Source organism: Caulobacter sp. UC70_42 (assembly GCF_044056025.1).
Taxonomy (GTDB): Bacteria; Pseudomonadota; Alphaproteobacteria; order Caulobacterales; family Caulobacteraceae; genus Caulobacter.
On the sequence record NZ_CP171994.1, the window covers coordinates 466,566 to 487,540 of the forward strand.

The following is a 20,975-nucleotide window of genomic DNA, read 5'->3' on the forward strand; positions in this document are numbered from 1 at the left end:
CCGTGAAATCCGCCGCCGATCAGCATCGTCGATCCTTCTGGCTGAAGCAGTTGCATCAGTGGCATTGGATCAGCGCGGCCCTGTCGCTGATCGGCATGCTGCTGTTCGCGATCACCGGCCTCACCCTGAACCACGCCGGCCAGATCGAGGCCAAGCCCGTGGTGGTGTCCCGCAAGGCCACCCTGCCGCCCGACCTGCTGGCCCTGCTGGCCAAGGGTCCCGAAGAGGGCAAGCGGCCCCTGCCCGTCGCGCTCGAGCCCTTTCTCGACAAGGCCGTCGGCGCCGAGGTGGCGGGGCGTGAGGGCGAGTGGTCGGCCGACGAGGTCTATGTCGCCCTGGCCCGGCCGGGCGGCGACGCCTGGGTCTCGATCGACCGCGAGACCGGCGCCGTCGAGCACGAGAAAACCACGCGCGGCGCGATCTCGCTGCTCAACGACCTGCACAAGGGCCGCAATTCCGGCAAGGCCTGGAGCTGGTTCATCGACATCTTCGCCCTGGCCTGCGTGATCTTCACGGTCACCGGCCTGATCCTGCTGCAGTTCCACGCCCGCGCCCGGCCTCTGACCTGGCCGCTGGTCGGGCTGGGCCTGGTCGTCCCCGTCATTCTCGTCATCCTATTCGTCCACCTTTAGAGGCAGACCCCGTGAAGCGTTCGATCTCACTCCTGACTTTCGCTGGCGCCGCCGCTGGCGCTGCGCCGACCCTGGCCGCGGACTTGAACGTCACCGTCGAGGTGCCGAAGCTGACGGTCGCCGAGTACCATAAGCCCTACGTCTCGATCTGGATCGAGAACCCGGCCGACAGCACCGCCGCCGGCACCCTGGCCGTCTGGTACGACGCCGACAACCGCGAGGACAAAGGCGCCAAGTGGCTGAAGGACATGCGCCAATGGTGGCGCAAAGCCGGCCGCGAAATGAGCTTCCCGACCGACGGCGTCAGCGGCGCGACGCGCGCGCCAGGGCCGCAGAAGCTGGTCTTCGCCGGCTCCAAGGGCGCCCTGAAGGACCTCAAGCCCGGCGCCTACAACCTGGTCGTCGAAGCCGCCCGCGAGGTCGGCGGCCACGAGGCCGTCCGCGTGCCGTTCGTCTGGGGCAAGCCCGGCAAGCCCGCCACGGTCAAGGGTTCCTCGGAACTCGGCGCCGTCACCGTTTCCGTGAAGTGAGAAAAGCCATGACCTTCAAGAAGCGCCTGCTGGCCGCCGCAGCCTACCTGCTTGTTGGCGGCGTGGCCGCCCTCGCCCTGCCGATGACCGCCTCGGCCCACCGGGGCTGGATCGTACCGTCGGCCACCGTGCTGTCGGGCGACGTCTGGGTGACGTTCGACGCGGCCATCTCCAACGAGCTGTTCTATCCCGACCATAACGCCATGCGCCTGGACGGTCTGGTCGTCACCGCGCCCGACGGCGCGATCGACAAGATCCAGAACGGCGCGACGGGCAAGTACCGTTCGACCTTCGACGTGGCCCTGACCAAGCCGGGCACCTGGAAGATCGGCTCGGCCAGCCAGAGCGTGATGGCCAGCTACACCGAGAACGGCGAGGTCAAGCGCTTCCGCGGCTCGCCCGAGGACTTCGCCAAGCAGGTCCCCGCCGGCGCCGCCGACCTGAAGACCATCAAGAGCTTCAACCGCAACGAGGCCTTCGTCACCCGCGACAAGCCGACGACCGAGGTGTTCAAGCCGACCGGCAAGGGTCTCGAACTCGCGCCGATCACCCACCCCAACGACCTGGTCGCCGGCGAGCCCGCCAGCTTCAAGTTCCTGATCGACGGCAAGCCCGCCGCCGATCTCGAAGTGACCATCGCCGAAGGCGGTTCGCGCTATAGCCCGCGTCCTGACGTCAAGGTGAAGACCGGCCCCGACGGCGTCCTGAAGTTCACCCTGCCGGAAGCCGGCATGTACTGGATCAACGCCACGGTCCGCACCGGCGCCATGCCGGGTCGCGGTCCTGGCCCGGGCGGGCCCGGCGGCGGGATGGGCGGGGGTCAGCAAGCCCCGGCCACGCCGCTGGCCGGCGACGGCTACAGCGCCAGCTATACCGCCACGATCGAAGCCCAACGGCCGTAAGATCGACTGCTGAATGCTCCCTTCCCCCATCAAGGGGGAAGGGTTCGATCTGAATGGCCATGCCCCGCGTCCTTATCCCCGCCATGACCACGCCGCCCGCCCGCCCCGTCGGCGGGACCGTTCGCGCGTTCGGCGGCGCGACCATGGGGACGACATGGTCGGTCAAGGCCGTGCTGCCGGCCACCACCGACCTCCTTGCCCTCGAGGCGATGGTCCAGCGCGCCCTCGATACGGTCGTCGCCGAGATGAGCCCTTGGGAGCCGCTGTCGGACCTCTCTCGCTACAACCGCGCCGCGCCCGGGACCTGGACCCAACTGCCCGCCGCGATGGCCGCCGTCCTGCGCCGGGCTATTGAAGTGGCGGAACGGTCGCACGGCGCCTTCGACCCGACCCTGGAGGCCCTGACCGACCTCTGGGGCTTCGGCCCCCGTCCGTTTTCGGGAGGGCCGCCGCTGGCCGGTGACATCATCCCGCTGCGTGACGCCGTGGGCTGGACGCGCCTGACGCTGGACGGCGACGCCCTGTTGCAGCCCGGCGGCGTTCGTCTCGACCTCAACGGCATCGCCAAGGGCTTCGGGGTCGACCAGGCCGCCGCCGCCCTCGATCGGGCCGGCGTGAAGAGCTACCTCGTCGAGGTCGGCGGCGAGTTGCGCGGCGTCGGCGCCAAGCCTGACGGCCAGCCCTGGTGGGTCGAGCTAGAAAGGCCGCCGCCAAAGGGCCTGGCCGCCAATGACGCCGAGAAGACCGTCGTCGCTCTGCACGATCTCTCCGTCGCCACCTCGGGCGACTATCGCCGGTTCTTCGACCACGACGGCCGCCGCTACGCCCACACCCTGGACCCTGCCACCGGCGCGCCGACCACCCACGCGACCGTCAGTGTCACGGTGCTGGCCAAGGACTGCATGAGCGCCGACGCCTGGGCCACGGCCCTGACGGTCATGTCCCCCGACGCCGCCCTGGCTTTCGCCGCCGAGCACGACCTCGCGGCCCTGATCGTCAGCGGACGCAGCGACGGGCTGGAAGAGCGCCTCTCGCCGGCCCTACGAGCGATGCTGGACTGATGGTCGACTTCTCCGCCTTCCCGCCCGAAACGCGGCGGTTGATCGAGGCCGGCGCCGTGGCTGGCATCTACGCCCTGTTCTGCGCCGGGATCGCCGTGCGCGAAGGTCTGCGCCGCGCCGCCACGCGCCAGGCCGCCGACGCCCTGTCGCAGGGCCCGGGCGAACCCGTTCTGGTCGCCTTCGCCAGCCAGACCGGCTTCGGCGAGGAACTGGCCAACGCCACCGCACGGGCCCTGGCCGCGGCTGGCGCGCCCGTCACCTTGCGCGACTTGGCGAACGTCACCGCCGCCGACCTGACCGGCCGCGCCCTGTTCATCGTCAGCACCACCGGCGAGGGCGACGCCCCCGACCCAGCCCGCGCCTTCATCCGCGACGTGATGAAGGACGGCGTCGACCTGTCCAGCCTGCGCTACGGCGTGCTGGCCCTGGGGGACTCGACCTACGCCGCGTTCTGCGCGTTCGGCCGCGAGCTCGACGCCTGGCTGTCGCGGTCCGGCGCCGCGCCGCTGTTCGACCGGGTCGACGTCGACGACGGCGATCCGGCCGCCCTGCGCCATTGGCAAGGGCAGTTGAGCCTGCTGACCGGCGTGACCGACGCGCCCGACTGGAGCCGTCCGGCCTACGGTCGCTGGACCCTGGCCGAGAGGACCTTGCTCAATCCCGGCAGCCCCGGCGGCGAGGCCTGGCACGTCCGCCTCGCCCCAACAGACGGCGCGACCTGGGAAGCCGGCGACATCCTGGAGATCGGCCCGCGCAACAACCCCGCCGAGGTCGCCGCGCTCGGTCTTCCTCCGGAAACAGCCAACACCCTGTCGGGCCTGCGCCTGCCGCACGAGCCCGCCGCGATCGAGGCCCTGCGCGGTCTCTCGGCCGAAGCTCTGGCAGAGCGCCTGACGCCGCTGCCGCACCGCGAATACTCGATCGCGTCCTTGCCCTCTGATGGCGGAGTCGAGCTGATCGTCCGCCTGACGCCCCGCGCCGACGGCGCTCCAGGCCTGGGCTCGGGCTGGTTGTGCCGCTTCGCCGAGGTCGGCGGGATGATCGACGCCCGCGTGCGAACCAACCGGAGCTTCCACGCCCCGGAAGCTTCGCGCCCACTCATCCTGATCGGCTCGGGAACAGGCCTGGCCGGGCTGCGCGCTCACCTGAAGGCCCGCGCGGCCCTGGGCGTCCGCTGGAACTGGCTGGTCTTCGGCGAACGGACGGCCGCCCACGATTATTTCCACCGCGAGGAGATCGAGGGCTGGCGGGCTTCGGGCCTTCTGGACCGCGTCGACCTGGCCTTCTCGCGCGACCAGGCCGACCGCATCTATGTCCAGCACCGCCTGCGCGCGGCGGCAGACGTGTTGCGCCGCTGGGTCGCCAACGGCGCGGCCATCTATGTCTGCGGATCGCTGGAGGGGATGTCGCGCGACGTCCACGCGGCCCTGGTCGAGGTGCTGGGCGCCGAGACGCTGGAGCGGCTGACCGACGAGGGGCGGTATCGGCGGGACGTGTACTAGCGCTTGAGCAGGCTGGCCCGCTCCTCCGGCGTATTCGCCCCGCGCAGCCGGTCCCTCGCCGCCTCGGGAACCGGCAGCGCCATCAGCCCCGCCCGCTCCACGAACCGCCGCAGCGGCCACCCGGCCTCGGCGTCGCCCGGGATCGCGCCCGCCTCGACCACCATCGGAACCGGCAGACCCTCGTAATAGCCGCCGCCCATCAGCAGCGGCGCCAGATCCTCGGCCGTCACGGTCGGCGCATCCACCGCCAGCACCAGCAGCCGGGCCGTTCCCAGCGCCCGCGCCCCGGCCAGCACCCCGCCGACCGGGCCCGCGAACGCCTCGTCGTCGGCGACCCACGGCAGGCCCAGATCCGCTCCCGCCGTCACCAGCGCCTCCGCGCCGACCGCCTTGGCCAAGGTCGCCACCCGGTCCACAGCCCGCGCGCCGTCCCAATCGAGCAAGGCCTTGTCGCGTCCCATTCGCCGGGACGCGCCGCCGCACAGGATGATCGCGCCGAATTTGGTCATGCCCGCGTCTTAGCAGGATTTGGCGCCGGTCTTCCAAGCTGTGCCCGAAGCGGTCTAGTGTCCGCCGCGCAAAGGGACGAAGTAAGAATGAGCCAGCCTGTCGAGCGTCAGCGTCGTCGGACGACCCAGAGCGCCACCATCCGCGACGTGGCCGCCCGGGCGGGCGTTTCGCCGATGACCGTCTCGCGCGTCATCAACCGCGAGAGCACCGTCAAGGACGAGACCCGCGCCCTGGTCGAACAGGCCATCGCCGACCTCAACTACGCGCCCAACCCCGCCGCCCGCAGCCTGGCCGGCAGCGCGCCCTTCCGCATCGGCCTGCTCTACGACAACCCCTCGACCGGCTATCTGTCGGAGTTCCTGGTCGGAGCCCTGGACGAGAGCAGCCGCACCGGCGCCCAGATCGTCATCGAGAAATGCGCCGAACCGGAGCTGGCCGGCGCCACCCTGGCCCGCCTGCTGAAGACCGGCGTCGACGGTTTGATCCTGCCGCCGCCGCTGTGCGAGTCGCCCGAGGTGCTGGCCGAGATCCGCGCCGCCGGCGCCGCCGCCGTGGCCGTCGCCCCGGGCACGGCCAGCGCCGACATGGCCACCATCCGCATCGACAACGAGGCCGCCGCCTACGAGCTGACCCAGCACCTGATCAGCCTGGGCCACAAGCGCTTCGGCTTCATCAAGGGCCACCCGAACCAGACGGTCAGCCAGCAGCGCCTGGACGGGTTCATGGCCGCCCTGAAGGCCGCCGGAGTCCCCATGGAGGACATCCGGGTCGAGCAGGGGCTACTTCACCTATCGCTCGGGCCTGGACGCCGCCGAACGGCTGCTGGCCGCCGAGCCGCGCCCGACCGCGATCTTCGCCGCCAACGACGACATGGCCGCCGCCGCCGAGGGCCTGGCGCACAGGCTGGGCCTGGACGTGCCGGGCGACGTCTCGATCGTCGGCTTCGACGACACATCGATCGCCGACAACATCTGGCCGGCCCTGACCACCGTCCACCAGCCGATCGCCGCCATGGCCCGCGCCGCCGTCGATCTGGTCCTGGAAGAAATCCGCCGCAAGCGCGACGGCAGCGGCGAGCCGAGGCAGCTGATGCATCCCCACACCCTGATCGTGCGGGATTCCAGCGGGCCCGTGGCGCGGTAGATCACCCTCTCCCGCCAGCGCCCTCGGCGCGGAACACGGCGTTTGGCGGATTGGTCTGACAAGTCGCTTGCGAGTTAGACATGTTAGCGCTACCAAGATCCTGATGAACGAGCGCCGCCGTGTCGGCAGCTTCCAGACGCTCGAACTTGGGGAGACGACGCCGTGGGCGTGAGTGAATTCCTTCCGGAAGATTGGGAAAGCGCGACCTTGCTGGGCCGCATCGACTTCGGCGATGGCCCGACGCCCGTGCTGGTGCGCGGCGGTCGCGTCGAGGACGTCTCGAAGATCGCCCCGACCGTCGCCGACCTGATGAACGCCTATCCGCCCGGCTCCGAAATCCCGCGCGGCGAGGACAAGGGTCCGCTGGAAGCCCTCGACATCCGCCCCATCTGGGAAGACCCCGAAGGCGCGGCGGCCGTGAAGCTGCTCGCCCCCGTCGATCTGCAGTGCCTGAAGGCCGCCGGCGTGACCTTCGCCGTCTCGACCCTGGAGCGGGTGATCGAGGAACGCGCGCGCGGCGACGCCGCCGCCGCCCTGAAGATCCGCGAACAGCTCTCGGCCAGCATGGGCGGCGATCTGAAGAGCGTGAACCCGGGCTCGGAGGGCGCCGAGCGCCTGAAGCAGACCCTGATCAAGGACGGCCTGTGGTCGCAGTATCTCGAGGTCGCCATCGGCCCCGACGCCGAGATCTTCACCAAGGGCCCGACCCTGTCGTCGATGGGCTGGGGCGACCATGTCGGCGTCCGCTACGACAGCCACTGGAACAACCCCGAGCCGGAGGTCGTGCTGCTGTGCGACGGTTCGGGCCAGATCCGTGGCGCGTCGCTAGGCAACGACGTCAACCTGCGTGACTTCGAAGGCCGCAGCGCCTTGCTCCTCAGCAAGGCCAAGGACAACAACGCCTCGTGCGCCATCGGTCCGTTCTTCCGCCTGTTCGACGAGACCTTCGCCCTGGACGACGTCCGCTCGGCCGAGGTCGAGCTGAAGATCACCGGCCGCGACAACTTCGTGCTCGACGGCAAGTCGAACATGAGCCTGATCAGCCGCGACCCCGCCGTGCTGGCCGGCCAGGCCTATGGCAAGCAGCACCAGTATCCGGACGGCTTTGCTTTGTTCCTGGGCACCATGTTCGCGCCGATCCAGGATCGCGACACGCCCGGCCAGGGCTTCACCCACAAGGTCGGCGACCGGGTGCGCGTCTCGACGCCGAAACTGGGCGTGCTCGAGAACGAGGTCACCACCTGCGACAAGGCCAAGCCGTGGACGTTCGGCATCTCGGCCCTGATCCGCAACCTGGCCGGCCGCGGCCTGCTCTAATCGAAGGACCATCGGCATGACCGACACCCTGCGCCACTACATTGGCGGCGAACGCGTCGCGGCCGACGCCCCGGCCGAAAGCCTGAACCCGTCCAACACCAACGACGTCGTCGCCAAGGTGCCGATGGGCGGCCAGGCCGAGGTCGACGCCGCCGTCGACGCGGCCAAGAAAGCCTTCCCGTCCTGGTCGGAAGCCTCGCCCGAAGTCCGCTCGGACCTGCTGGACAAGGTCGGCTCGACCATCATCGCCCGCAGCGCCGACATCGGCCGCCTGCTGGCCCGCGAGGAAGGCAAGACGGTCGCCGAAGGGATCGGCGAAACTGTTCGCGCCGGACGCATCTTCAAGTACTTCGCCGGCGAGGCCCTGCGCCGCCACGGCCAGAACCTGGAGAGCACCCGTCCGGGCGTTGAGGTGCAGACCTACCGCCAGGCCGTCGGCGTGTTCGGCCTGGTCACCCCCTGGAACTTCCCGATCGCCATCCCGGCCTGGAAGGCGGCTCCGGCCCTGGCCTTCGGCAACACCGTGGTGATCAAGCCGGCCGGCCCGACCCCGGCCACCGCCAACGTGCTGGCCGATATCATGATGGAATGCGGCGCGCCGGCCGGCGTGTTCAACATGCTGTTCGGTCGCGGATCGATGGGCGACGCCCTGGTCAAGCACAAGGACGTCGACGGCGTCTCGTTCACCGGCTCGCAGGGCGTGGGCGCCCAGGTCGCCGCCGCAGCCGTCGCCCGCCAGGCCCGCGTGCAGCTGGAGATGGGCGGCAAGAACCCGCTGATCATCCTGGACGACGCCGATCTGGAACGCGCCGTCGCCATCGCCCTGGACGGTTCGTTCTACGCCACCGGCCAGCGCTGCACCGCCAGCTCGCGCCTGATCGTCCAGGACGGCATCCACGACAGGTTCGTGGCTCTGCTGGCCGAGAAGGTCGCCGCCCTGCGCGTCGGCGACGCTCTGGACCCCAGCACCCAGATCGGCCCGGCCGTCTCCGAAGACCAGATGGAGACGTCGTACAAGTACATCGACATCGCCAAGGGCGAAGGCGGCCGCCTAGTCACCGGCGGCGATCGCCTGAAGCTCGACAATCCGGGCTGGTACGTGCAGCCGACCCTGATCGCCGACACGCAAGCCGGCATGCGGATCAACAACGAAGAGGTCTTCGGGCCCGTCGCCTCGACCATCCGCGTCGGGTCGTACGAGGAGGCCCTGGAGATCGCCAACGGCGTCGAGTTCGGCCTGTCGGCCGGCATCGCCACGACCTCGCTGAAATACGCCCGCCACTTCCAGCGTCACGCCAAGGCCGGCATGACCATGGTCAATCTGGCCACGGCCGGCGTCGACTATCACGTGCCGTTCGGCGGCACGAAGAGCAGCTCGTACGGCGCGCGCGAACAGGGCTTCGCCGCCGTCGAGTTCTTCACCCAGACCAAAACCTCCTACTCGTGGTCCTAAGCAGCATGTCCTCCGCCATCTATCCCAGCCTGAAGGGCAAGCGCGTCGTCATCACCGGCGGCGGCTCGGGCATCGGGGCCGGCCTCGTCGCCGGCTTCGTGCGCCAAGGCGCGGAGGTGATCTTCCTCGACATCGTCGACGCGGATTCCACCGCCCTGGTCGCGCAACTGTCCGAGGGCGCGGCCATCGCGCCGGTCTACAAGCGCTGCGACCTGATGGACCTGGCCGCCCTGAAGGCGACCTTCGCCGAGATCGGCGACGTCGACGTGCTGGTCAACAACGCCGGCAACGACGACCGCCATACCCTGGCCGACCTGACGCCGGAATACTGGGACAACCGCATCGGCGTGAACCTGCGCCACATGGTGTTCGCGGCCCAGGCGGTCGCGCCCGGCATGGCCAAGCGCGGCGGCGGGGCGATCATCAACTTCGGCTCGATCAGCTGGCACCTGGGCCTGGAGGATCTGGTCCTCTACGAAACCGCCAAGGCGGGCATCGAGGGCATGACCCGCGCCCTGGCCCGCGAGCTGGGCCCCGACGACATCCGCGTCACCTGCGTGGTGCCGGGCAACGTCAAGACCAAGCGCCAGGAGAAGTGGTATACGCCGGAAGGCGAGGCCGAGATCGTCAAGGCTCAGTGCCTGAAGGGCCGCATCGCGCCGGAGAACGTCGCCTCGCTGGTGCTGTTCCTGGCTTCGGACGACGCCTCGCTCTGCACCGGTCACGAATACTGGATCGACGCGGGCTGGCGTTAACCGGGATCGGCCCGTTCGACGAAAGGAGGACTTCCCTGAAAGCCCTCCCCGCCTTATCGAACGGCCAACACCGGTTCTACGGAGACTTCGAGTATGAGCGCCGCCACCTGCGTCTGGGATCTGAAGGCCACTCTGGGCGAGGGTCCCATCTGGACCGGCAATGCGCTGTGGTTCGTGGACATCAAGGGCCACAAGGTTCACCGCTACAGCCCCGCCAGCGGCGAGGGCCTGGTGGTCAACACGTCCGAGCCGGTGACCTTCCTGGCGCCGCTGGCCGGCGGCGGCGGCTTCGTGGCCGGCCTGAAGTCGGGCCTGCACAGGTTCCACGTCGCGACCGGCTTCCAGCGCTTCCTCGAGATCGAGGATGCGGCGCTGAACAACCGCCCCAACGACGCCACGGTCGACACCAAGGGCCGCCTGTGGTTCGGCACCATGCACGACGGCGAAACCGACAAGACCGGCTCGCTTTACCGCATGGACGCCCACGGCGTCGCGCGGATGGAGAAAAACATCTGCATCACCAACGGCCCGTGCGTCTCGCCCGACGGCAAGACCTTCTACCACACCGACACCCTGGAAAAGACGATCTGGGCCTATGACCTGTCCGAGGACGGCCTGCTGTCGAACAAGCGCGTCTTCGTGCAGATCGCCGTCGGCGACGACGTCTATCCGGACGGCTCGGTGGTCGATTCCGAGGGCTATCTGTGGACCGCCCTGTGGGGCGGCTTCGGCGCCATCCGCTTCGCCCCGACAGGCGAGGCCGTGGCCCGCATCGAGCTGCCCGCGCCCAACGTCACCAAGCCCTGCTTCGGCGGGCCTGACCTCAAGACCCTGTTCTTCACCACCGCTCGCAAGGACCTGAGCGACGAGACCCTGGCCCAGTATCCGCTGGCCGGGGGTCTGTTCGCCGTGCAGGTCGATGTCGCGGGTCAGCCGCAATACGAGGTACGCCTTGTCTAACCGTACGCCCCGCCGGTTCCGGTCCCGCGATTGGTTCGATAATCCCGACCACATCGACATGACGGCGCTCTATCTGGAGCGCTTCATGAACTACGGGATCACGCCGGAGGAGCTGCGCAGCGGCAAGCCGATCATCGGCATCGCCCAGACCGGCAGCGACATCTCGCCGTGCAACCGCATCCACCTGGATCTGGTGACGCGGGTGCGCGACGGGATTCGCGACGCCGGCGGCATCCCCATGGAGTTTCCGGTCCACCCGATCTTCGAGAACTGCCGTCGACCGACGGCGGCGCTGGACCGGAACCTCTCCTATCTGGGCCTCGTCGAGACCCTGCACGGCTATCCGATCGACGCCGTGGTCCTGACCACCGGCTGCGACAAGACCACGCCCGCCGGCATCATGGCCGCCACCACGGTGAACATCCCGGCCATCGTGCTGTCGGGCGGCCCCATGCTGGACGGCTGGCACGAGAACGAGCTGGTCGGCTCGGGCACGGTGATCTGGCGCTCGCGCCGCAAGCTGGCGGCCGGCGAGATCACCGAGGAAGAGTTCATCGACCGCGCCGCCTCGTCGGCGCCGTCGGCCGGTCACTGCAACACCATGGGCACGGCCTCGACCATGAACGCCGTCGCCGAGGCCCTGGGTCTGTCCCTGACCGGCTGCGCCGCCATCCCGGCCCCCTACCGCGAGCGCGGCCAGATGGCCTACAAGACCGGCCAGCGGATCGTCGACCTGGCGTATGAAGACGTCAAACCGCTCGACATCCTGACGAAGAAGGCCTTCGAGAACGCGATCGCCCTGGTGGCGGCGGCCGGCGGCTCGACCAACGCCCAGCCGCACATCGCGGCCATGGCGCGCCACGCGGGCCTGGAAATCACCGCCGACGACTGGCGCGCGGCCTACGACATCCCGCTGATCGTCAACATGCAGCCGGCCGGCAAGTATCTGGGCGAGCGCTTCCACCGGGCCGGCGGCGCCCCCGCCGTGCTGTGGGAGCTGCTGCAACAGGGCCGTCTGCACGGCGACGTTCTGACGGTCACCGGCAAGACCATGGCCGAAAACCTCGAGGGCCGCGAAACCAGCGACCGCGAGGTGATCTTCCCCTACGCCGAGCCGCTGGCGCAGAAGGCCGGCTTCCTGGTGCTGAAGGGCAACCTGTTCGACTTCGCCATCATGAAGTCCAGCGTCATCGGCGCCGACTTCCGCAAGCGCTACCTGAGCCAGCCGGGCCAGGAGGATATCTTCGAAGCCCGCGCCATCGTGTTCGACGGCTCGGACGACTATCACGCCCGGATCAACGACCCGGCCCTGGGGATCGACGAGCACTGCATCCTCGTCATTCGCGGCGCCGGGCCGATCGGCTGGCCCGGCTCGGCCGAGGTCGTGAACATGCAGCCGCCGGATCACCTACTGAAGAAGGGGATCATGTCCCTGCCGACGCTGGGCGACGGCCGCCAGTCAGGCACCGCCGACAGCCCCTCGATCCTCAACGCCTCGCCGGAAAGCGCCATCGGCGGCGGTCTGTCGTGGCTGCGCACCGGCGACACCATCCGCATCGACCTCAATACCGGCCGCTGCGACGCCCTGGTGGACGAGGCGACCATCGCCGAGCGCCGGAAGGAAGGCATTCCGGCCGTCCCGGCGACCATGACCCCCTGGCAGGAAATCTACCGCGCCCATACGGGCCAGCTGGAGACCGGCGGGGTGCTGGAGTTCGCCGTCAAGTACCAGGACCTGGCGTCCAAGCTGCCCCGGCATAACCACTAGAACCAAGAAGCCCCGGAGCGATCCGGGGCTTTTTTCTTGTCCTCGCCGCCCGCGGACGACCGCCGCCCGCCTCGCCGCGAAGGGGGGCTTCAGGCCAGCGCCACGGCGGGCCGAGGCGCAATAGCGCCCTTTTGGCGAGCGACCGCGACGCACTCGCAGCCAAGTAAACCTGCTTGACCATCCAAATGGAGATTAAGAAAGTCCTAAAAAATCTGCAGTCAATTGTAAAATTCTCTTCTAGGTTGAAACTCAAAACGAGGTTATGGTCGCGTTACCGGGGGCATAATTTTCAAGTGCGGACAGCATGTTATCGTTGAGCCGAGCCCTGGATGAACGCAAGGAATCGCCGACCCTGGTGGTCGTGACGAGTGCGTTCCAGCTCGCCCTGGTGGTGCTGGTCTGGCTGCTGTTTCTCATCCCCGCCGCCATCGCGGCCTTAACTGTCCTGACGGTCAAAACCGTGCGCGCCGCCCTTCGCCGGCCCGCCGAGTCCTCGCCGCCAATCGAGGAGGACAAGTCATGAGCATTCGCGCCGCCCAGACTCCGGACCTCGGCCCCCTGGCCCGTTTGTGGTGGCAGGGCTGGCGGGACGCCCATCTGCCGCTGGTTCCCAAGGCTTTGGCGACCCGACGCACGCTGGACAGCTTCATCGTCCGGATGGCCTTGGCCCTGCCCCACGTCCGCGCTGTCGGGCCGGTTGGCGCGCCGCTAGGCTTCCATCTGATCAAGGACAACGAGCTGAACCAGCTCTATGTTCGAGGAAGAGTCTCGCGGCGCCGGCATCGCCGCCTTGCTGATGGCCGACGCCGAGGACCGCCTGCTGGAGGCCGGGGTCAAGACGCCGTGGCTGGCCTGCGCCATCGGCAACACCCGCGCCGCGCGCTTCTACCAAAAGGCCGGCTGGGTCCTGACCGGAACCCAGACCGTTCCGACCGAGATTCCGGGCGGCTGGTACCCTCTGAAAATCTGGCGCTACGAGAAGCGGCTGAGCGCCCGGCCCTGGACCTGGCTTGAGATCGAACAACTCGGGCCGCGCCTCTCTCCCCGCCGAGCCCGGCGGCCAGGCGGAGGACCGCAGGGCGCATCTTTTCCGCGCGCCGCGGACGATCATGTAGCGCCGCCGTCCAGCCTGTCGCCGGACGCCAGATTTCCATTCCGCCTTGTCCGCCCTCGCGCGTCCCACGAAACGGACGTCGCGGAAACCCCTGCGCCTCTGCTATCGAAGAGGCGCAGGGGTGAGTCCCGCGCACGAGCATGAGGTCGTCAGAACCACCGCTTGCGCGCTGATACCGGTAACACTAAGGTCGCCGGCAACCAAAGGTCTGACAAGGACCGCGAGGGCATCAAACGGGGCCGGTGGGCCCAACGGGGAGGAAACCTGTGGCTTCAGTATCCAACGCCGGTCCGAGCGCCGGCATGAGCGCCGACGGGCTGAAGGTCAACATGGCCTTCATCGCCGCGATCGTCGCCGTCGCCACCATTGGCGGCTTCATGTTCGGCTATGACAGCGGCGTCATCAACGGCACGCAGACCGGCCTGAAGGCCGCCTTCAACCTGACCGAGGCCGGCGAGGGCCTCAACGTGGCCGCCATCCTGCTCGGCTGCGCCTTCGGCGCCTTCGCCGCCGGCCGCCTGGCCGACGTGTGGGGCCGTCGCACGGTGATGATCATCTCGGCCCTGCTGTTCGTGGTCAGCGCCCTGGGCACCGGCGGCGCCCACACCTCGCTGGTCTTCGTGATCTTCCGCCTGATCGGCGGTCTCGGGTGTCGGCGCAGCCTCGGTGCTGTGCCCGGTCTACATCTCGGAAGTCACGCCGGCCAATATCCGCGGCCGCCTGTCGTCCGTGCAGCAGATCATGATCATCACCGGCCTGACCGGCGCCTTCCTGGCCAACTACGCCCTGGCCCACACCGCCGGCAGCTCGACCGCCGAGTTCTGGCTGGGCCTGCCGGCCTGGCGCTGGATGTTCTGGATGCAGGTCATCCCGGCCGGCATCTTCTTCTTCGCCCTGCTGGTGATTCCGGAAAGCCCGCGCTTCCTGGTCGCCAAGGGCAAGGACGCCCAGGCCGAAGCCATCCTCTCGCGCCTGTTCGGCCCGGGTCAGGGCGCGGCCAAGGTCGCCGAGATCCGCGCCTCGCTGGCCGCCGATCACCAGCCGAAGTTCTCGGACCTGCTGGACCCCAAGACCCGGAAGCTGCGCGCGATCCTGTGGGCCGGCCTGGTGCTGGCCGTGTTCCAGCAGCTCGTGGGCATCAACATCGTCTTCTACTACGGCTCGGTGTTGTGGCAGTCGGTGGGCTTCACCGAGGACGACAGCCTGAAGATCAACATCCTGTCGGGCGCGCTGTCGATCCTGGCCTGCCTGGCCGCCATCGCTGTCATCGACAAGATCGGCCGCAAGCCGCTGCTGCTGATCGGTTCGGCCGGCATGGCCGTGACCCTGGGCGTGATGACTTGGTGCTTCTCGACCGCCACCATGATCAACGGCGCCCTGCACCTGGACGCCAGCGTCGGCCCGATCGCCCTGGTCGCCGCCAACCTCTATGTGATCTTCTTCAACCTCTCCTGGGGTCCGGTCATGTGGGTGATGCTGGGCGAAATGTTCCCCAACCAGATGCGCGGCTCGGCCCTGGCCGTCTGCGGCTTCGCCCAGTGGATCGCCAACTTCGCCATCTCGTTCAGCTTCCCGATCATGAAGAAGGCGAGCCTGCCCATGACCTACGGCTTCTATGCCGTCTGCGCCGTGGTCTCGTTCTTCCTGGTCCAGAAGCTGATCGACGAAACGCGCGGCAAGGAGCTGGAGGCGATGCAGGGCTAAGCCCCGCCATCACCTGAAGATACCGAAGCCCCGGAGGATCGCCTCCGGGGCTTTTTCTTGTCGTCTCCCCCTGCGAGAACAGAAATGACACCGGTGGACAGTGTCTTTCCCAGGCCGCTAGGGTAACGGCGACGAGCGCCCTCGAGACAATGGAAGCGCCGCTCCGGGAGGAACGAACATGGTCGACATCAACCGCCGCGGCGCGCTGGGCTCGCTGCTGACCGGCGCCGGCCTCGCCGCCCTTCCGGCGACCAGCGAAGCCGCCGGCCAGTTGGGCCTCTTGCCGTCGAAGAGCGCGGCCGGCCCGACCTGGGCCAGGGGCGTCGAAGGCCAGCGCAAGGCCGACCTGGGCGACGGCGCGTTCCTCAACCCCATCCTCGCCGGCGACCACCCGGACCCGTCGATCCTGAAGGACGGCGACGACTACTACATGACCCACAGCTCGTTCGACGCCTATCCGGGTCTGCTGATCTGGCATTCCAGGGACCTGGTGAACTGGACGCCGGTCGTCACCACGCTGAAGACCAATGTCGGCTCGATCTGGGCGCCCGAGATCTGCAAGCACAAGGGCCGCTACTACATCTACCTGCCGGCCAAGCAGCCGAACAACAACACCAGCTACGTGATCTGGGCCGATCGGATCGAGGGCCCATGGTCCGAGCCGGTCGACCTGAAACTGCCGCGCTATATCGATCCCGGCCACATCGTCGACGAGCACGGCGAGCGCTGGCTGTTCCTGTCCGGCGGCGACCGCATCAGGCTGGCGCCGGACGGCCTGTCCACCGTCGGCGAGCCCGAGCACGTCTACAATCCCTGGCGCTATCCGGATGACTGGGACGTGGAGGGCTTCTCGCCCGAAGGCCCCAAGGTCATGAAGCGCGGCGACTACTTCTACCTGGTCACCGCCGTGGGCGGCACGGCCGGCCCGCCGACCGGCCACATGGTCATCGTCGCGCGCTCGAAGTCGCTGGCCGGCCCGTGGAGGACCATCCGCGCAACCCGGTCGTCCGCACCGTCGACAACAGCGAGAAATGGTGGTCGCGCGGCCACGCCACCCTGGTCGAGGGGCCGACGCCCGGCGACTGGTGGACCGTCTATCACGGCTACGAGAACGGCTATTACACCCTGGGCCGTCAGACCCTGCTGGCCCCCGTGACCTGGACCGCCGACGGCTGGTTCGAGGTCGGCGGCGGCGATCTGTCGAAGCCCATCAAGAAGCCGAAAGGCGGCAAGCCCGGCCCGCACGGCAAGGCGCTGTCGGACGACTTCACCGCCGACAAATACGGCGTGCAGTGGGCGTTCTTCGATCCCAAGCCCGGCGAGCAGAGCCGCATCAGTCGCGCCCATGGCGTCATGACCCTGAAGGGCGCCGGCGAGGCCCCGTCCAGCGGCGCGCCGCTGATCTTCGTCAACGGCGACCAGGCCTATGAATTCACCTGCGACATCGAAGTCGATCCCGAGACGCGCGCCGGCCTGATCCTGTTCTACGACCGCCAGCTCTATTGTGGCCTGGGCTTCGACGAGAAGACCTTCGTCACCCACCAGTATGGCATCGAGCGCGGACGACCCGCCAATCCGCATGGATCGCGGATGCTGATGAAGGTGATCAACACCCGCCACATCGTCAGCTTTCACACCAGTGGCGACGGTGGGAAGACCTGGAAACGGTTCGACCGGGGCATGGAGGTCAGCGGCTACCACCACAATGTCCGCGGCGGGTTCCTGATGCTGAAGCCGGGCCTCTACGCGGCCGGCAAGGGCTCGGCGCGGTTCCGGAACTTCCGGTACCAGGCGCTGGACTGACGCGCCGCCCCGCTCGGCCCTAGAGGCCGCTCAGAGTCTTCACGCACGCCTTCTCCTGATCTGGCGTCACCTCCTCGGGAATCGACAGGCGCTGAAAGCTGACCATCGTCTTGCCCTCGGGCTTGTAGCGCACGACCTGCTCTCGCCCCGCAGCGTCGCGGACGCGATAGGCGATCTCGACGCTCGAGTCATCCTGGGCTCCGCCCTCGCGCTTCAGCTTCTTCATGCCGTCGCGCAGACCGGCCGCGTAGGCCGGGCCGGCCGGATCAACGCCCGTGAAGACGCCCGCATTGGACGTGGCCTCAGGATCGAAGCCCAGGTTCCAGACGGGCTGCGTCACTGTTCGGATCGTCAGGCAGGCGAAGGCGTTGGCCGGCAAGGTCAGGGTCCCGCCGTGCGTATGGTAGCGATCGATCTCCGCCAGGGGCGAATGGCCCGAAACCTCCATGAATGCGGTCTCGAAATTGGTCCGTAGCAGGGTCTTGGAGTTCCTGCGATGGAGCCGCCGCATCGCGCGCATCACGTCGTCGAGGCTCTTGCCGTCTTCGCGCAGCTCGGCGTCGAACAGCGCCGCGCTCAGCGCGCCACGCTTGTAGGCGATCTCCTCAAGACCGCGATCCCGCCAATAGTCTTTGGCCACGGCCTGAATGTCGGCGTTGCGCGACGGCGAGACGCCATAGCCCAGCAGATCCTCGTTCCACGCCTGCGCGTAGTCGGCCAGGCTGTAGACCCCGGCGCGCAGCAGCAGGCGGCGCGCGTAGAAGTCGGTGAAACCTTCCGAGAGCCAAGCGCTGCGCCGCTGCCGGCTTTGCAGGCCTAGTTGGTCCGCGTTCCAGGTGTGGAAATATTCGTGGGCGAGCAGCCGGCGCAGGTCCGCCAGCGGCAGGTCGGTCCCGACCCACAAGGCGAACGCGTCGCCACGTCCCGTACCGCTGTAGCTGGCGATGAACCGCATCTCCAGCGGCGCCAGCGTGACAAGGAACGGCGTAGACCCGTCGGCCCAGAACGCGCGCTCGACCTGGATCACCCTGAAGGCCATCGCGGAGAACGCCTTATCGTCATAGTCCTCGAACGTTCCCAGCGCTGCGAACCGCAGGCCGGCGTCAGCACCCGTTCCCTCGGTGATCCGCAGCCGCGGCGAACCGATCATGATGCTGTCCAGCATGTCGCCGACCGCGCCATGGCGGGCGGCCAACTGCTGGAGGTCCGAAGCAAAACGGAGGCCCGACGCCTTGTCGTTCCAGACGAAGGTCGCCGGCGTGTCGTAGCGCCCCTCGGGATAGGCGAAGACCAACTCTCCGACCGTGTAGAACCAGTCGGGCAGGATGATCGGCTTGGTCTGGGTCTCGTCCTGAGTGGTCGGCGCCTTGTCGTAGCCCGAACGGATCTGGTAGCGGGCGTGCAGCGCGGCGCCGGGCGTCGCGCGGATCGCGGCCCCGCCCTCGGGCCTGGGCGTGACAGACCTGGCGCCGGTGATCTCCAGGCCTTCGGCGAAGCGGCCAGGCCGGGTGTCGCCCTGGAAGCTGTCGATGAACTTCAGGACCGTCAGTCCGTCCTTGTCGCCCCTGAAGTCGATATCGACCGCCAGGGCCGTCAGCGCGCCGTTCTCGACGACCGGCGACAGGGCGTAGCGGATGGGCTCGGCCTTCGCCGCGGCCCGAGCAGGAGCGCAACCAGCACCCCGACGGACAAACGCCTCACGCCCCGACTCCGACAACCTCAGATCGCGCTTAGCCTAGCGAACGACCGAAGGTTCAGCTAGTCGCCCGACACCGCGTGTCGGCCACGACCACCATCATCGGTGCGAGGATGACCGTCGGGCCCGGGACACGGCGCTGAGGGTTTCGGCTTACCCCAGCAGGTGGCGCACGGTCGAGCGCAGGACGTCGGCCAGGGCCTCGCGGTCGAGATCCGGGTGGTTGACGCCGCGCATCAGCAGGCCGTCGAAGATCATGCCGACCACCTCGCAGCGGGCCTGGAACTCGGCCTCGCTCCACTCTGGCTTGCGATCGCGCCCCATCATGGTCTGGGCCAGGGCCCGCTCCTGATCGTCGGCGGCGCGGACGATGGCGGCGACCTTGGGATTGCGGGCGGCCTCGGCCACCACTTCCAGGGCCAGCGTCGCGCGGCGCGGATCGAAGCACTTGTCGATGCCCTCGGGCAGGTGCGCCTCGATGGCGTCCAGCAGGGCGCCCGGCCGACTCTCAATCTCGGCGAACTTGTCGCGCATCTCGGCCAGGTCCTGGGCGACGATGGCGGCGATGATCGCCTCCTTGTTCTCGAAATAGCGGTAGATCTGCCCGACGCTCAGCCCGGCCGCCTTGGCGATGTCCGCCATGCTGGCGCCGTGGAAGCCCGACTGCCTCACGCGCTCGCACGCCGCGTCCAGAATCTGCTGGCGACGCGATTCCGGCGACGGTCGGCTCGGATGCGTCTCGTCAGACATCGAAGGTTTCACTTGGGAAATTCCCGCTTGGCATTACATTTCCGCTAGGTCAGGCGACGGCATTGGGTGCGAAGGTTGACTTGCGACACTACCGCACCTATGTCCAGCCCACTTGAGAATGAACGTTCATTCTCAAATTGTTCATCATGCCGGTTTCGTCAAGGGCAATAGCCCGCGAAGCCACCGCATCCGGGGTCAAATATGCAATTCCAACGCTCGGCCGTGATCACGGCCGCGGGGCTCTCCGCCGTCGCTCTCACCCTCGCCGCCTGCGGTCAGGGCAAGGGAGGCGCTGGCGGCATGGGCATGGGCGGTCCGACCGAGGTCGGCTACGTCGTCGCCCAGACCCAGCCGGTCGGCCTGACCACCGAACTGTCGGGCCGCACCTCGGCCTTCCTGGTCTCGGAAGTGCGCCCGCAGGTGGGCGGCGTCATCAAGGCGCGTCTGTTCACCGAGGGCTCGACCGTCCGCGCCGGCCAGTCGCTCTACCAGATCGACCCGGCGACCTATCAGGCCAGCGTCAACAGCGCCGCCGCCGCCCTGGCCCAGGCCCAGGCGACCGCCACGGCCGCCAGGCTGAAGGCCGACCGCTACAAGGGCCTGGTCGAGACCGGCGCGGTGTCCAAGCAGGACAATGACGACGCCCAGGCCGCCGCCCTGCAGACGGCCGCCGCCGTCGCCGTGCAGAAGGCCGCGCTGGACAACGCCCGCATCAACCTGAACTACACCCGCGTCGTGGCCCCGATCTCGGGCCGGATCGGCAAGAGCTCGGTGACGCCGGGCGCGCTGGTCACCGCCAGCCAGGCCACCCCGCTGGCCACGGTCCAGGACCTGTCGAAGATCTATGTCGACCTGACCCAGACCTCGGCCGAGCTGCTCAAGCTCCAGCAGCAGTTCGCCAGCGGCAAGGTCGGCCGCACCAATTCCGCCCAGGTCACCCTGACGCTGGAAGACGGCTCGACCTATCCGATCCCGGGCCGCCTGGAGTTCTCGGACATCACGGTCGACCCCGGCACCGGTTCGGTCACCCTGCGCGCCATCTTCCCGAACCCGAACGGCCAGCTGCTGCCCGGCATGTACGTCCGCGCGGCCCTGAGCCAGGGCGTGGCCCCGACGGGCATCCTGATCCCGCAGGCGGCCGTCCAGCGCGATCCGAAGGGCGCCGCCATGGTCAGCCTGGTCGGCGCCAAGGGCGCCGAGCCGCGCCCGGTCACCCTGGGCCAGACGGTCGGCGACAAGTGGCTGGTCACCAGCGGCCTGAACCCGGGCGACAAGGTGATCACCGAGGGCCTGCAGAAGCTGCGCCCCGGCGCGCCGATCAAGCCCGTTCCGGCCGGCAGCAAGCCCGCCGCCCCGCAGCAAGCCCAACACTAAG

17 protein-coding genes and 3 pseudogenes are annotated in these 20,975 nt (G+C 68.6%); 17 read left to right on the forward strand and 3 right to left on the reverse strand.

The window, feature by feature from the left end; all coding sequences use genetic code 11:
- The first annotated feature begins 2 nt into the window (after positions 1-2).
- The 5 genes from ACHMW8_RS02595 to ACHMW8_RS02615 all read left to right on the forward strand — a co-directional run bounded on the left by ACHMW8_RS02595 (position 3) and on the right by ACHMW8_RS02615 (position 4,627).
- Positions 3-632: a PepSY-associated TM helix domain-containing protein gene (locus tag ACHMW8_RS02595; RefSeq protein WP_395444665.1), complete on the forward strand. Its 630-nt coding sequence runs from the start codon at positions 3-5 to the stop codon at positions 630-632.
- Between the two features lie 11 nt (positions 633-643).
- Complete coding sequence (locus ACHMW8_RS02600; protein ID WP_125155512.1) at positions 644-1,162, forward strand: DUF2271 domain-containing protein; 519 nt, start codon at positions 644-646, stop codon at positions 1,160-1,162.
- 8 nt (positions 1,163-1,170) lie between these two features.
- On the forward strand, positions 1,171-2,064 hold the full coding sequence (locus ACHMW8_RS02605) for a DUF4198 domain-containing protein (protein WP_395444666.1): 894 nt from the start codon (positions 1,171-1,173) through the stop codon (positions 2,062-2,064).
- A gap of 83 nt (positions 2,065-2,147) precedes the next feature.
- Entirely contained in the window at positions 2,148-3,125 is a 978-nt protein-coding gene (locus tag ACHMW8_RS02610) for an FAD:protein FMN transferase (RefSeq protein WP_395445874.1), read from the forward strand.
- Positions 3,125-4,627 (forward strand): sulfite reductase subunit alpha, encoded by a 1,503-nt coding sequence (locus ACHMW8_RS02615; RefSeq protein WP_395444667.1) that lies wholly within the window; start codon positions 3,125-3,127, stop codon positions 4,625-4,627. Before ACHMW8_RS02610 ends, ACHMW8_RS02615 begins: the two co-directional genes overlap by 1 nt.
- On the opposite strand, the gene ACHMW8_RS02620 is transcribed toward ACHMW8_RS02615, so the two are convergent.
- Complete coding sequence (locus ACHMW8_RS02620; RefSeq protein ID WP_395444668.1) at positions 4,624-5,136, reverse strand: molybdenum cofactor guanylyltransferase; 513 nt, start codon at positions 5,134-5,136, stop codon at positions 4,624-4,626. The genes ACHMW8_RS02615 and ACHMW8_RS02620 overlap by 4 nt on opposite strands.
- 87 nt (positions 5,137-5,223) lie before the next feature.
- Here ACHMW8_RS02620 and ACHMW8_RS02625 point away from each other — a divergent pair.
- From ACHMW8_RS02625 to ACHMW8_RS02675, 11 genes and pseudogenes are all read left to right on the forward strand, one after another.
- Positions 5,224-6,280: pseudogene (locus ACHMW8_RS02625) on the forward strand (LacI family DNA-binding transcriptional regulator).
- Between the two features lie 162 nt (positions 6,281-6,442).
- On the forward strand, positions 6,443-7,597 hold the full coding sequence (locus tag ACHMW8_RS02630; RefSeq protein WP_395444669.1) for a fumarylacetoacetate hydrolase family protein: 1,155 nt from the start codon (positions 6,443-6,445) through the stop codon (positions 7,595-7,597).
- A 16-nt stretch (positions 7,598-7,613) separates the two neighbouring features.
- On the forward strand, positions 7,614-9,050 hold the full coding sequence (locus ACHMW8_RS02635) for an aldehyde dehydrogenase family protein (protein ID WP_125155505.1): 1,437 nt from the start codon (positions 7,614-7,616) through the stop codon (positions 9,048-9,050).
- A 5-nt stretch (positions 9,051-9,055) separates the two neighbouring features.
- A complete protein-coding gene (gene xylB / locus ACHMW8_RS02640) occupies positions 9,056-9,805 on the forward strand; it encodes a D-xylose 1-dehydrogenase (protein ID WP_125155504.1) in 750 nt (249 codons plus the stop codon).
- A gap of 93 nt (positions 9,806-9,898) precedes the next feature.
- A complete protein-coding gene (locus ACHMW8_RS02645) occupies positions 9,899-10,765 on the forward strand; it encodes an SMP-30/gluconolactonase/LRE family protein (protein WP_125155503.1) in 867 nt (288 codons plus the stop codon).
- Complete coding sequence (gene xylD / locus ACHMW8_RS02650) at positions 10,758-12,533, forward strand: xylonate dehydratase XylD (protein ID WP_125155502.1); 1,776 nt, start codon at positions 10,758-10,760, stop codon at positions 12,531-12,533. The genes ACHMW8_RS02645 and xylD overlap by 8 nt, the downstream gene beginning before the upstream one ends.
- A gap of 304 nt (positions 12,534-12,837) precedes the next feature.
- Complete coding sequence (locus ACHMW8_RS02655) at positions 12,838-13,056, forward strand: hypothetical protein (RefSeq protein WP_395444670.1); 219 nt, start codon at positions 12,838-12,840, stop codon at positions 13,054-13,056.
- 273 nt (positions 13,057-13,329) lie between these two features.
- Positions 13,330-13,791 (forward strand): hypothetical protein, encoded by a 462-nt coding sequence (locus ACHMW8_RS02660; protein WP_395445875.1) that lies wholly within the window; start codon positions 13,330-13,332, stop codon positions 13,789-13,791.
- Positions 13,792-13,913: 122 nt separating this feature from the next.
- A pseudogene (locus ACHMW8_RS02665) lies at positions 13,914-15,351 on the forward strand (sugar porter family MFS transporter).
- 178 nt (positions 15,352-15,529) lie between these two features.
- A pseudogene (locus ACHMW8_RS02670) lies at positions 15,530-16,470 on the forward strand (family 43 glycosylhydrolase); the annotation flags it as partial.
- A gap of 168 nt (positions 16,471-16,638) precedes the next feature.
- Complete coding sequence (locus ACHMW8_RS02675; protein ID WP_395445876.1) at positions 16,639-17,154, forward strand: hypothetical protein; 516 nt, start codon at positions 16,639-16,641, stop codon at positions 17,152-17,154.
- A gap of 19 nt (positions 17,155-17,173) precedes the next feature.
- On the opposite strand, the gene ACHMW8_RS02680 is transcribed toward ACHMW8_RS02675, so the two are convergent.
- Positions 17,174-18,871 carry a hypothetical protein gene (locus ACHMW8_RS02680; RefSeq protein WP_395444671.1) on the reverse strand — a complete coding sequence of 566 codons (1,698 nt, stop codon included), beginning with the start codon at positions 18,869-18,871 and terminating at the stop codon, positions 17,174-17,176.
- A 132-nt stretch (positions 18,872-19,003) separates the two neighbouring features.
- Complete coding sequence (locus tag ACHMW8_RS02685; RefSeq protein WP_125155496.1) at positions 19,004-19,600, reverse strand: TetR/AcrR family transcriptional regulator; 597 nt, start codon at positions 19,598-19,600, stop codon at positions 19,004-19,006.
- A 201-nt stretch (positions 19,601-19,801) separates the two neighbouring features.
- On the opposite strand from ACHMW8_RS02685, the gene ACHMW8_RS02690 reads away from it, so the two are divergent.
- Positions 19,802-20,974 carry an efflux RND transporter periplasmic adaptor subunit gene (locus ACHMW8_RS02690; RefSeq protein WP_125155495.1) on the forward strand — a complete coding sequence of 391 codons (1,173 nt, stop codon included), beginning with the start codon at positions 19,802-19,804 and terminating at the stop codon, positions 20,972-20,974.
- The last annotated feature ends 1 nt before the right edge of the window (position 20,975 follow it).